This window comes from Acinetobacter sp. LipI_15, assembly GCF_058242865.1.
The window spans coordinates 2,103,204-2,116,395 of the sequence record NZ_JBZAYN010000001.1 but is presented as its reverse complement, the minus strand read 5'-3'; the positions used below and the strand labels follow the sequence as shown (position 1 = coordinate 2,116,395).

General features: G+C 36.7%; 12 protein-coding genes. 10 read left to right on the top strand and 2 right to left on the bottom strand.

Annotated elements, in window-relative coordinates:
• Positions 1 to 44: 44 nt before the first annotated feature.
• A complete protein-coding gene (locus AC4CU0_RS10155) occupies positions 45 to 461 on the bottom strand; it encodes a Cd(II)/Pb(II)-responsive transcriptional regulator (RefSeq protein ID WP_168379319.1) in 417 nt (138 codons plus the stop codon).
• 76 nt (positions 462 to 537) lie between these two features.
• Here AC4CU0_RS10155 and AC4CU0_RS10150 point away from each other — a divergent pair, with 76 nt between their 5' ends.
• From AC4CU0_RS10150 to AC4CU0_RS10110, 9 genes are all read left to right on the top strand, one after another.
• Positions 538 to 1,173 (top strand): cation efflux transmembrane domain-containing protein, encoded by a 636-nt coding sequence (locus AC4CU0_RS10150; RefSeq protein ID WP_180089095.1) that lies wholly within the window; start codon positions 538 to 540, stop codon positions 1,171 to 1,173.
• Positions 1,174 to 1,474: 301 nt separating this feature from the next.
• Positions 1,475 to 2,038, top strand: a complete 564-nt coding sequence (locus AC4CU0_RS10145) for a TetR/AcrR family transcriptional regulator (protein ID WP_180042285.1) — start codon at positions 1,475 to 1,477, stop codon at positions 2,036 to 2,038.
• Positions 2,039 to 2,727: 689 nt separating this feature from the next.
• Positions 2,728 to 5,562 (top strand): type VI secretion system Vgr family protein, encoded by a 2,835-nt coding sequence (locus tag AC4CU0_RS10140; protein ID WP_490743066.1) that lies wholly within the window; start codon positions 2,728 to 2,730, stop codon positions 5,560 to 5,562.
• On the top strand, positions 5,562 to 6,563 hold the full coding sequence (locus tag AC4CU0_RS10135; protein ID WP_168379323.1) for a hypothetical protein: 1,002 nt from the start codon (positions 5,562 to 5,564) through the stop codon (positions 6,561 to 6,563). The genes AC4CU0_RS10140 and AC4CU0_RS10135 overlap by 1 nt, the downstream gene beginning before the upstream one ends.
• A 26-nt stretch (positions 6,564 to 6,589) precedes the next feature.
• Positions 6,590 to 7,858 carry a type VI immunity family protein gene (locus AC4CU0_RS10130; protein ID WP_168379324.1) on the top strand — a complete coding sequence of 423 codons (1,269 nt, stop codon included), beginning with the start codon at positions 6,590 to 6,592 and terminating at the stop codon, positions 7,856 to 7,858.
• A gap of 35 nt (positions 7,859 to 7,893) precedes the next feature.
• The gene (locus AC4CU0_RS10125) at positions 7,894 to 8,865 is read left to right on the top strand and encodes a PoNe immunity protein domain-containing protein (protein ID WP_490743065.1); all 972 of its coding nucleotides are present in this window, start codon (positions 7,894 to 7,896) and stop codon (positions 8,863 to 8,865) included.
• A 32-nt stretch (positions 8,866 to 8,897) separates the two neighbouring features.
• Positions 8,898 to 9,872 (top strand): PoNe immunity protein domain-containing protein, encoded by a 975-nt coding sequence (locus AC4CU0_RS10120; protein WP_490747078.1) that lies wholly within the window; start codon positions 8,898 to 8,900, stop codon positions 9,870 to 9,872.
• A gap of 159 nt (positions 9,873 to 10,031) precedes the next feature.
• Positions 10,032 to 10,880 carry a PoNe immunity protein domain-containing protein gene (locus tag AC4CU0_RS10115; protein WP_490743063.1) on the top strand — a complete coding sequence of 283 codons (849 nt, stop codon included), beginning with the start codon at positions 10,032 to 10,034 and terminating at the stop codon, positions 10,878 to 10,880.
• Positions 10,881 to 11,058: 178 nt separating this feature from the next.
• Entirely contained in the window at positions 11,059 to 11,499 is a 441-nt protein-coding gene (locus AC4CU0_RS10110) for a hypothetical protein (RefSeq protein WP_490743062.1), read from the top strand.
• Between the two features lie 71 nt (positions 11,500 to 11,570).
• On the opposite strand, the gene AC4CU0_RS10105 is transcribed toward AC4CU0_RS10110, so the two are convergent.
• Positions 11,571 to 12,350 carry a ferredoxin--NADP reductase gene (locus AC4CU0_RS10105; protein ID WP_078189109.1) on the bottom strand — a complete coding sequence of 260 codons (780 nt, stop codon included), beginning with the start codon at positions 12,348 to 12,350 and terminating at the stop codon, positions 11,571 to 11,573.
• 106 nt (positions 12,351 to 12,456) lie between these two features.
• Between AC4CU0_RS10105 and tsaA the strand changes: the two genes are divergently transcribed.
• Positions 12,457 to 13,170: a tRNA (N6-threonylcarbamoyladenosine(37)-N6)-methyltransferase TrmO gene (tsaA, locus tag AC4CU0_RS10100; RefSeq protein WP_180005251.1), complete on the top strand. Its 714-nt coding sequence runs from the start codon at positions 12,457 to 12,459 to the stop codon at positions 13,168 to 13,170.
• Positions 13,171 to 13,192 lie beyond the last annotated feature (22 nt).

The window sequence follows — 13,192 nt, the reverse complement described above, 5'->3', positions numbered from 1 at the left end:
AGTGATCTAAAAAAAGGATTCAACCAAGTATTTTAGTTGGGTTTTCAAGATATTCCGTTTTCCAAATGTTTTAAAATTTGGCAATCATTAATTTGACTGGTTTCATTACAGCTAGCACGGAGCTTACTTAACTGTATTTTAAAATTTTCTAATTCTTTAATTTTTTCAGAAACTTGACGAATGTGATTATCAATTAATTCATTCACAGCATGACAGCTTTGCGTAGGGGATTGCTCAAGTTCAAGCAGGGTTTGAATCTCGGTGAGAGAAATATCGAGGTTTCGACAGCGCTTAATAAAAACCAAACGTTTGTACATTTCTTCATCATAATAGCGATAATTGTTGTCTGCGCGGAAGCTAGGTTTCAGCAGTTTTTTCTTTTCATAAAAGCGAATACTGTCAATGCTTACCCCAGATTTGGTGGACAATTCTTTAATCAAATAATGTTTTTGTACGTTCATGCTTGACCTTGGAGTGAGTCCATAGTTTTGAATAAGAGTAATACAAATCCATTGATTTTAAAATTGGAGCACATTTATGGCATGTACATGTAGTCATGAGCCAGCACCAAACAAACCCAACAGTAAATTTCGTATCGCACTTTGGATTGCCTTAATCATTAACGCCATGATGTTTTTGGTGGAGCTGATTGGTGGGGCTTATGCACATTCTTCTGCGCTTTGGGCGGACTCGCTGGATTTCTTTGGTGATGCTGTTAATTATGGAGTTTCATTAGCCGTGCTAGGCGCCAGTTTATATTGGCGTGCAACAGTTGCCTTGGTTAAAGGTTTTGTCATGGCAGCGTTTGGGATCGTGGTGATTGCCAAAGTGCTCTATGCCTATGCCAATGGGATCGCTCCTGAACCGATTACCATGGGTGTGATTGGTATTTTGGCGCTAGTTGCTAATGTCATTTGTGCATATGTTTTATATGCCTTCCGAGAAGGTGACTCCAATATGCAATCCGTTTGGCTATGTAGCCGTAATGATGCCATTGGTAATGTCGCAGTGATCTTGGCGGCTGTTGGGGTATTTGGTACAGGCAGTCTATGGCCAGATTTGATTGTGGCTGTAATCATGGCGATCTTAGGTTTAACGGGTGGTTATCAGGTGATTCGAAAAGCACTGCAAGAGCGTAAGCAAAAAGATATTCTGAGTACCCCTTGCTCTTAAATTATTCCTCTTAAATTCACCGTTAATGGCATTCATTTCAGCAAGGTTTTAAACGCAGATAAGTGGTCGTTAAGTCGCTAGTTGAAATAAAATTAGCAGTCAGTTTTATACTAAAATTCCCTGACTGCTAATTTGATAAATCTTCTGAAATCAGACTGTATTTAATGGGATGCTGAGGTTTTATCTACAGACTCCAATTAAGTTATGCTTTACAATAGCGCGCGAAAATCATGTTTAAAAATTAGGTTTTCTACCTTAAAAGCTTTATGTTTAGGCCCCATTGGTGCATCAGGTAAATTAAATGTCGAAAAAGCAAGACATCATTAACGTTGCGCTCCAACTCTTCAATTCTTATAGCTATAACTCGATTGGTATAGATCGAATTATTGGGGAATCGGGCGTTGCTAAAATGACGTTTTATAAATATTTCCCCTCTAAAGCCAAATTAATTGAAGAATGTCTCGTGATTCGAAATCTTAATTTACAGGAATCACTTGAAGCTGCTATTGCAAAATGTGATCCAGAAGACCATCTTTCGCATATTAAAACTATTTTTGCTTGGTACGATGCTTGGTTTCATACTGCAGATTTTAATGGTTGTATGTTTCAAAAAGCAGTAGAAGAAATATCTAAAGTTTATCCTTCGTCATTGCAACCTGCGATCGACTATAAAGAGTGGCTTAAATCAAAACTAAGTACTGCCTTGCAAAATCTGGGCATTCAGCAAACTGAACAACTCGCTGCATTTTTGAGTAGTATTTTGGATGGCATGACCATCCAAGCCCAAATTGACCCCAACCAAGTGCATTTAGCAGATTATTGGAAGCGAGTTGAAACCTTAATTCGTTTGGAGTTGACCGCTTAAATTTGTTTGTAGGCATCTAGGTATAAAATCTAGCGACGACTTATTTGTATTGATTAACAATCAATTTTTTTTCACATGACTTAAGATTCTAAGAAAATAAAAAGCGCGATTATTTGGGGTAATCGCGCTTTGCTGACAATTGTGCGTTCAAATCATTCACTTTGTTAGCTTAAGTCAATGATTTGATTTTCGAACGTTTTATACGTTTTCTCTCCTTTATATTTTTACCCTCTGAATGCTAAATTCATTCGGTTTTTGCAGCAAAATAGACAGACTTGTCTGTTTTTTTGAATTATAGGGGATCTTAGGTGAATTACAAGACAGGAAAGAAAGGATTGTATGTTTTTTAATCTGGCTTAAGTTTAAATTAATCCACTATTTTTAAAGATAATATTAAAAATTTGATCATTAAGCTCGATGTAAATTAGATGATAAAACTATTTTTACACTTGTGTGCATGACGCTGCTCGTTGGATGCAAGAGCATGGTCTAAGACCATTTTGTGAATATTTTATATGCAAAAAGTATTTAGTGAGTGGGTTCTCAGCTTTTTATTTTTAAGTGAATTTTTGAATCGTGGATTTTACATAACGAAACATCTTCTATGGTTTTAAGCATTAATTTTATTAAAGAATTTGACTAAACTAGCAGCAAAATTATTTCCATGATTACAATTTAGAATTTTTATTATGTTAGGCAAAATATTTGCTGTATTAGAACAATTGGGTCTATCCGCCCAAAAACGTGCCATTCATGTGCAATTTTCCAACCCTGCGTTGAATGACGAGCTTTTTATTCAACGTATTGATGGAGAGCATGTTTTAAACCAAGGCGTGCAAGCGACTTTGATTTGCCTATCTACTAATGCCCTTATTCCACTAAAACAATTTATTGGCGCACAAGTTGCCGTTGATCAAGTGACCGATCAGGGCGAACTCTTCCGCACCACGGGTATTATTACCGAAGCCACCCAAGGGCAGAGTGACGGTTCACTCACGCTATATAAACTCACTTTAGAAGATGCAACATCGCTGTGGCATAAGCGCCGCAACAGCCGCGTATTTATGAACAAATCGGTGCGCGATGTCAGTGAAACTCTCTTTAAAGAATGGCAAAGCAAAAGTCCGCTCTTTGCTGCCAGTCTAACGCTAGATCTAAGCGGTTTAAGTCAGAACTATGATGTACGACCTTTCATCATGCAGTCGAATGAAAGCGATTATGACTTTTTAACGCGACTTTGGCGCAGTGAAGGCATTAACTGGCTCATCGATGAAGCACAGTTGAAAGTGCCGCATTCCTCAGCGCCAATTGAAAAACAAAAACTCCGCCTGATTGATGACAATAGCCAATATCAAGCACTCAGCCGTCGTAGTATCCGCTTTCATCGCTCTAGTGCCACAGAAAAACAAGACAGCATCACCAGCTTGATCGGTGAACGTAGCATTCAACCGACTGCGGTCCATGTGCAGCGCTGGCAAGCCGATGGACTGAGCCAAGAAGAAGGCGCAGGTTCAGTTCAAAGCAAACATCAGCATAGCCAAAGCCAAGACAATGCCAGCTTAAGTCTAGAGCAAGCATGGCATGTCAGCCCTGCATGGATGCAAGACTTAAAAGGCGAAGACCAAGCTACGGCTTCATCTAACAGCCAGATTGAAAAATTGAATCAAAACCTAACGCGCTATCACGAGCTACAATCGAAAAAATTCAATGCACAATCGACCGTGCGTGATACCCAAGTGGGTTATTGGTTTGAATTGAATGAACACCCAGAAATCGATCAACACAGTGGTGCAGACAAACAATTTTTAATCACAGAAAAAAAATTCTATAACCAAAATAACTTACCTAAAGACCTCTCTGAACAAGTCAATCAACTGATTGAACAAAGTCAGTGGAACATTAAACCCATCCATGAACAGGCCGAGCGTCAGGCCAATCAGCTCACATTACAACGCCGCAATATTGCGACGGTTCCTGCATATAATCCACTCGAACACCGTCCAAGCACCCATCCGCAACGCGCTAAAGTTGTCGGGCCAAGTGGTGAAGAAATACATGTCGATGAATGGGGGCGTATCAAAGTCCGCTTCTTATTTACCCGTGGTGATGACCACAGCCATGATGGCGGTGCAGGCAGCAATGACAATGATACGGACTCTGCATGGGTAGATGTACTGACTCCATGGGCAGGTGAAGGCTATGGTGCACGTTTCTTACCACGTATTAATGAAATCGTGGTCATCGATTTCTTTGACGGCAATATCGACCGACCATTTGTGGTGGGGCGCATACATGAAGCACAGCGCAGTCCGACCCAATTTGATAGTAAAGGTAAACTGCCAGACACCAAAAAACTGGCTGGAATAAAAAGTAAGGAAGTCCAAGGTGAAGGCTTTGGACAACTGCGCTTTGATGACACCACAGGACAAATTTCGACACAATTACAAAGTACCCATGGTGCTACCCAGCTCAACCTCGGTAACCTCAGTCATCCCAAAGAAACCGCAGCAAGTGCAGGACGAGGGGAAGGCTTTGAACTGAGAACCGACCAGTGGGGCGCAGTACGTGCAGGACAGGGGCTCCTTGTTAGCACACACCGACAACAACAAGCAGCAGCAATGCACCTCGACGCACAAGCGGCGAAAGAACAAATCGAAGCCAACTTAAACAGCAGTAAAGCCTTAAGTGAAGTGGCGAAAAACCAACAAACTGACCCACTTGAAGTCTTAGATAATCTGAAAAACTTCCTTGGCCAAATCGAAAAAGGCAGTAAAGAAAAAGCTGATGCCTTTAAACAAGCCTTAATGATTTTATCTGCACCAAACTCCATTGCTGTGAGTAGTCAGGAAGATATTCATCTTTCAGCGGATGGGCAGATCAGCCAAAGTGCAGGCGATAGCATCAACCTCAGTAGCCAAAAATCCTTGATTGCCCATGCACAAAACAAGATCAGTCTATTTGCAGCACAAGAAGGCTTACGTGCGTATGCGGGCAAAGGCAAAGTTGAAATCCAAGCCCAAGGAGATGGGGCAGATCTGATTGCCCGAAAAGGTATTCAAATTATTTCCACGGAAGAAAATGTTGATATAAAAAGTCCAAAGGAAATTATTCTTACCGCTGGTGGGTCACAACTTAAAATTACTAGTGCCGGGATATTCTCAACGACTGCGGCAAAGTTTGAAGTAAAGGCGGGGCAGCATAAGTTTGTAGGTGGAGCAAAGCAAGCATTACAATTACCGAAACTACCCCAATTAGTCCTTGCTCAAGGCCCTTTCTCTGGGAGGTTTCAGCTTTTTAAAACAAATGGCCGAAATTTCGAAGGTTACAAATATTCTATTAAAGATAAGAGTGGGAATGTTTTAAAAGAAGGCATAACTGATGATCAAGGTTTTACTGATCAAGTTGTAACTGAAATAAGTACAAAAATTGAAGCATATAAATCAATTATGAGAGAAAGTGAACGTATTACAGAAAATTGGGAAATTAAATTAGACTCGATGGCTAAACGTACAGGGGAAGATTAATGGCAGTTCCTGTTATCTTGGGGATTATTAAAATTGCTGGCTATGCGATTGCAGCCTATGAGCTTTATCATGTAGGAATGAATATATATACAGAAGTTGAAGCATATAAAGATAATATTAATAAAGCTAAAGATGAAATGAAAAAAATGATGAAATCTTTAGATTTGGAGATTTCAGATAATATTGATAAAAGAACAGAATTAGCTCAACTTAATGCTATAACAGGATCAGATAAACAACGTCCAGTTACAAAAAATCCTTCAGGTCGAGGTGCAAGTGTAGCTGGTATTCCTGCGGCCATTATGCAAAAAATTCCTTTTAGACCTGTAATTAGTAAAGTATGTGAAACAGCTGATCAATTACCAATGGTGCAATTACGTGCAAAGCGGGGGCAAAAATTTAAGGATGTTATTCCAAAAAGTAAAGTAGATGTTGTTGCTAAACTACTCAGTATGACTGCTGAAGAGTTTGCCGATGTTTCAATTGAAGAATTTACCATTGTTCGATTAAAACAATTGGCTGTTAATTTCATGATTGAATGTATGGATGAACTACTGACATGGCGGGGGCCTTTAAAAGCTGAAGTTTGCTTTCCTTTTAATGCAAGAATGAATAAATTTCAAAATCCACCTATGGATATGGCAACACGTTTAAAACGCGCTGGTAGTGATATTAATCCATTTTGGCCTATGCCAAGTCGTGCACGTGGCACAATTAGTGCGGATATTGCAATTCCAGAATACAGAGCTGAACCACTTTCGCTGACGAATATTTTTGCTTTGGTAGAAATTAAATTTCAAGGAGATACAATTCAACAAAAGCAATTTGATGAATATGGAAAATTAAATAATCAATCTAAAGAAGCAAAAAGGGTAAGTGGAGTCACGGTTAGTGAGGGTTTTAAACTATCATTATTTCGGTATCCTGAAGACAAGTCACCAGAATCTAACGATGATAAATCACAAGGTAATTCATCTAATAATCGTCGTGGAAGAAATTAAATAGCTTAAATAATTAGGATTTATAGATGAGCACATCAACTTTATTTTTGACTGATCAAGAAATAGAAGAATTAGTTCGAGATATTCCTCTTGATACATCAATAATTTATGGGGAAGAAAAAAAAGAGTTCGGAGTTTGCCCTTATATTACATTTTATATTGATCAAAAAAAAACAAATGCGCAAGAATTTTTGATAAAAGTAATTGATATTTATGAGAAATTTGAATTCGAAATAATTGATAAGCCATTTCATTTAAGATTTCGATGTGATACTGAAGTTTGGAAAAAGGCAATTTCATGGATTAGAAGTCGTGAAGAAATATCAGCTGAAATGGCAAAAATTTATAAAAAATATTTCATTTACTATTTAGGTGCAACATCTGCACAATCTCAAGATCAAAGTCCACGTTGGGCTTTAAGTGCAAAGATTAGAGACTCTAGTGAGCGCTATTCTAGTCTAAAATTAACTTTTGGTGATCAATGGTATAGATCCAATAAAGATATTTGGTACTCATTTGTTCAAAAATGTCTAGAAATGCTTAACCCAATTCAAGCATATAGTGGATATGAAATTGGAAACACAAGTCAATTTGCATTTGTTTCTCCTGAATTTGAAACAGTTGAACGGACTTTCACGGATTATTTTTACGGGCTCGATATTGATCATCCTGGTATGGAGTTTTCTCATGAAAATATGTTTATTGCAGAAGATCGGGATGGTTTAGGTGGCGGTATTCGTACCCCAACATGGTGCTTTTTACTTTCTCCCTACTGGCTAGAGAAACTAGGCTTGAGTGAAGAACAAATTCGTGAAAAACTGGATGATCCACGAATTGAAATTACTAAAATTATAGACCTAGAAGATTCAACAAAATACAGCTTATGGATACGTTTGGGAGAGCTTTCACTTTATCCAGTTGAAGAAGGTGTTCCTGATTTATTGGTGATGGCAAATGAACTAATTAAACCGATACGTTGTGATAACTTAAAACTGACCACTTTAGATGCGTGGTCAGATGATCCAAATCCACGTTTTGATGCCGTAAGTTCAAAGCAATGGATTGCACGATTTGATGAAGACAGCACTTGGCCTGAATTAAAACGAGTGAAAGTTGAAGTTCAAGAACCAGAAAGAATAGATATTGTTATTGCCGGTAGCCCATGTCCTCACGCAGGATATTGGTATACTTTTGCTAAAGAAAACTCACGTCAATATTTTAAACAAGGTGATATATTCCCTGATTTTGAAAGTGATTGGGGTGATGTGTACTGGCAGTTTGATGGTGAAGAATGATTTATGCCCTTCGGGGCATTATTTTTGGAATAAGAATGATTTTTGATAAAAAGAAAAGACAATTATTTTTAACAGATGAAGTTTACAATAGAGTAAATATATTTTTAAAAGAATTACCCATTGAAATTTTAGAAAGTAAAAAAATATATGAAGACAGTCCATCTGATATAAGAAGATTAGATTATTACTTATCACTACATTCTTATGATTTATTAAGTCTAAATTTTACTGCTGGGTTTGATATTTCTACACTTAGAATTCAATTAGAAGATGTAATTACGAAATATGAAGAATATACAATAGCCTTGCGCAAAGACGAGGAGGATGAAGATTGGGCACCATTTTATTTTACAGCTATAGATGAGTACGAAAGATGTATGCAGTTGATAGGACTGTGTTATCTATTACACAGAAGGGACTTATTACCTCGTATTGCAGCGATGCAGGACAAAATTTACCATGAGCAAACAGACCAATTAGATACACTGTATGAGGACTTTTTATCATTTGAGTTGACGGATAGATATGATGTAGATCAATGGTTTTTTGATAATCCATATCGCCCATTAATTTTTAGTAAATATAGAGATACTAAAGAAGAGAGTATTCAAGATATACAGGAATATTTGAAATTATGGTATCCCGCATTTGAAAGTGCAGCTTGGCATGATACCCATAAAATGGATGAAGGTTTGTACTTTGGCTATTGGGCTATAGAAGCTGCTGCTTATGTTTATTTGTTAGATTTAGATGATAGCGAAATAACGCATATGATTTATCCAAAAGATTTGGTTAAATTTGCCCGAGAATTTGTACCTTCCGAGAAGGATATAAGTAATCCTAGTACAAAAACTCTAAGATGCGAAGCAGGCCAAATTTGCCCTCAAACAGGTGAATGGTATAGTCCTGCGAATAACATGGAAAAACGTTATTTTAAACAGGGTGATGTTATGCCTGAGATTAAAGATAACCCTTGGGGTCTAACGATTTGGTATCTGACTGAATAAGTAGATGGCATTCGGGGCATTTTGGAATGGATATGGACGTCTATAAAAAACAAATTCGACAAATTTTTCTAACTGAAAATACTTATATTGAAATCACGAAGTACTTATTAAACTCTTATCATAGATTGGTTCAAAAAAAAATTGAGTATAATGGATCCTTAAATGATCTAAGACGGTTAAATTATTATATCGCTGAAGAAGCTTATCAATTATTTAGTTTACATTATACAATTGGTAAGTCGATTCAACCTCTCAGAATAGAATTAGAAAATATAATTACGAAATATGAAGAATATACAATAGCCTTGCGCAAAGACGAGGAGGATGAAGATTGGGCACCATTTTATTTTACAGCTATAGATGAGTACGAAAGATGTATGCAGTTGATAGGACTGTGTTATCTATTACACAGAAGAGACTTATTACCACGTATTGCAGCGATGCAAGACAAAATTTACCATGAGCAAACAGAACAATTAGATACGCTGTATGAGGATTTTTTATCATTTGAGTTGACGGATAGATATGATGTGGATCAATGGTTTTTTGATAATCCATATCGCCCATTAATTTTTAGTAAATATAGAGATACTAAAGAAGAGAGTATTCAAGATATACAGGAATATTTGAAATTATGGTATCCCGCATTTGAAAGTGCAGCTTGGCATGATACCCATAAAATGGATGAAGGTTTGTACTTTGGCTATTGGGCTATAGAAGCTGCTGCTTACGTTTATTTGCTAGATTTAGATGATAGCGAAATAACACATATGATTTATCCAAAAGATTTGGTTAAATTTGCCAGAGAATTTATACCTTCCGAGAAAGATATAAGTAATCCAAGTACAAAAACTCTAAGATGCGAAGCAGGACAAATTTGCCCTAATACAGGTGAGTGGTATAGTCCTGCGAATAACATGGAAAAACGTTATTTTAGACAGGGTGATGTTATGCCTGAGATTAAAGATAACCCTTGGGGTTTAACGATTTGGTATCTGACCGAATAAGTAGATGCCCTTCGGGGCATTATTATTGGAATAAATATGGAATTTAATAAGAAGATTAGGCAAGTTTTCTTAACAGAAAATATTTATGATCGCTTGCATGGATATTTCTTTGAAATTTCTAAAAAAATTGAAATTAAAAAACAATAATATAGTGGTATCTTGGAAGATCAAAGTCGTCTTTCACTATTCTTGGCAAGCGAAACATATCAATTTTTTTCATTAGAATATACAGCAGGTCATGATATTTCTAAAATAAGGTATTTTTTAGAAATAATAATTGAGAGATATGAAGCATATACTTTTGCTTTAAGAGAGTATGAAAATGATAATGATTGGGCACCATTTTACTTTACAGCAATAGATGAGTACGAAAGATGTATGCAGTTGATAGGACTGTGTTATCTATTACACAGAAGAGACTTATTACCACGTATTGCAGCGATGCAAGACAAAATTTACCATGAGCAAACAGAACAATTAGATACGCTGTATGAGGACTTTTTATCATTTGAGTTGGCAGATAGATATGATGTAGATCAATGGTTTTTTGATAATCCATATCGCCCATTAATTTTTAGTAAATATAGAGATACTAAAGAAGAGAGTATTCAAGATATACAGGAATATTTGAAATTATGGTATCCAGCATTTGAAAGTGCTCCATGGTATGACTTACATAAAATGGAAAATGGAGGTTATTTTGGCTATTGGGCTATAGAAGCTGCTGCTTACGTTTATCTGTTAGATTTAGATGATAGCGAAATAACACATATGATTTATCCAAAAGATTTGGTTAAATTTGCCCGAGAATTTGTACCTTCCGAAAATGATATAAGTAACCCATGTGCAAAAACGCTAAGAAGCGAAGCAGGACAAATTTGCCCTAAAACAGGTGAATGGTATAGTACTGCGAATAACATGGAAAAACGTCATTTTAAACAGGGTGATGTTATGCCTGAGATTAAAGATAACCCTTGGGGTTTAACGATTTGGTATCTGACTGAATAAGTAGATGCCATTCGGGGCATTTTGAAATGGATGCGAATGTATATTGGCAGTTTGCTGGTGATAAATAGGATAAATTTTCCTTTTGGTTATTCGTTTCTAATGGATAATATTTTTAATTTTCTTTGATTATTATTTTTAATTAAATAAATTAAAACCCAATATTTTTAAAAGGATAATGATGAAAGTTTTAAAAACGAATTTAATGCTTATTATGCTTTCAGCAATGAGTTTAATAGGGTGTAATACTCATTCAACAAAAACTTATGTGTTGACGACAACATCTTATGGTTATGATGCAAGTTATATTCCTTATATTGTTGAATTAAATGGTGAAGAGTTGGGTGGCGGATTTGGTAGTGGAACGAAAAGATCAGCAGTGTTAACAGGGTCCCAATATGTAAAATGGGGTGAAACAAACAGTTCGCGTAAACATAAAGCTATAAATGTTCCTTTATTAATTTCTAAAGACTTAAAAGATAATAAATATTTAGCAGTACATTTATACCCAGATGATAGTGTTGAAATTACTCTTTCAAATGAATTACCTCGTGCTACAAATAAAGGTTTAGAGTGGAGAGCAAAAATTATTGATGACTTGAAGGAAAAAGAAGAAAAATAGCTGTATCAGTCATGAGTGGCATATAGATAAAAAAAAGCGCATGATGACATGCGCTTTTAATTTACATCTAATTATTTTTCAACGAATGCACGTTCGATCACGTAGTCGCCTAGAACGCCCATCTTAGGAGATTCTTTCAGACCGTGCTGGTCAAGCAGGGCAGCAACGTCGTCTAGGAATGCAGGTGAACCGCAAAGCATTGCGCGGTCAGTTTCAGGGTTGAAACGTGGAAGACCAATTTTTTCGAAAAGTTGACCAGATTCAATGGCAGTAGTTACACGGCCCTGAGTATGGAATTCTTCACGAGTTACCGTAGGGTAGTAAACCAATTTTTCTTTCGCGCCTAATTCACCAAAGAATTCGTGGTTAGGAATTTCATCTAAGATTAAATCTTGATAAGCCAATTCCGAAATGAAACGTGTACCATGTACAACGATGATTTTTTCAAAACGTTCGTAAGTTTCAGGGTCACGAATTACAGAAAGGAACGGTGCAAGACCTGTACCTGAAGAAAGTAGGTATAAGTTTTTACCAGGGTTTAAGTCATCTAGAACCAACGTACCTGTAGGTTTTTTAGATACTAAAATTTCATCGCCAACTTTTACTTTTTGTAAAATAGACGTTAAAGGACCATCTGGAACTTTAATAGAGAAAAACTCTAATTCTTCTTCATAGTTTGCGCTTGCAATAGAATAAGCGCGCATTAAAGGCTTACCATTTACTTCAAGGCCGATCATCACAAATTGACCGTTTTTAAAACGTAACGCAGTATCGCGAGTGGTTTTAAAAGAGAATAAAGTGTCATTCCAATGGTGGACGTGAGTAATCTTTTCGACGTTAAAAGCAGCCATTAAAGGTCTCAATAAAATTATCAAATTAGAACAGCTTACTATTCTAATCTAAAATCATTCTCGATAAACTGAATATATTTAATTGAACTTATCAGAAAAAGTGATTATGTCTGAGCTTAAAATGCCAATTATCGGGTATATGAAATCTCCCTACCGAGAAAAATTTGGTATTCCACGTCAGCCGAATTTGGTGCAAGTCGAATCTTATATTGAAATGGTGGAACCTTATAACGATTTATTGGCTTTCGAAGGGATTGATGATTTTAGTCATCTTTGGCTGATTTGGCAGTTTCATGAAAATAAAAATGCAGATTCGACAAAATTTCGTCCGCAAGTTCGTCCTCCGCGTTTAGGTGGTAATCAAAAAATCGGGGTATTTGCGACACGAAGTATGTACCGACCGTCACCTATGGGCTTGTCGGTTGTGCAGCTCAAAGGGGTGAAAAAAGTCGGAAAATCGGTACGTGTCTATGTTGTCGGTAGTGATTTGTTGGATGGAACACCAATTTTAGATATCAAACCCTATATTCAATATTCAGATGCAGTTATGGATGCGCAAAGCGGTTATGCGCAGGATGAGCCAGAAAGAAAATCTGTGATTTGGTCAGAGCACGCTGAGCAACAAAAACAGGTATTTTTGAATAATGGCAATTTAACCGAACAATTAACAGCAGAACTGGAACAAGTATTGAGTTTAGATCCACGTCCTGCTTATCAGCATGATGTTGAACGTATATATGGCATGTTGTTTGGCGGTTGTAATGTGCGTTTTTGCGTAGACACTAATAAAATAGTCGTACACGAAATTCTAAGTAGTTAAAAAGATCAGGTTTTAAACCTGA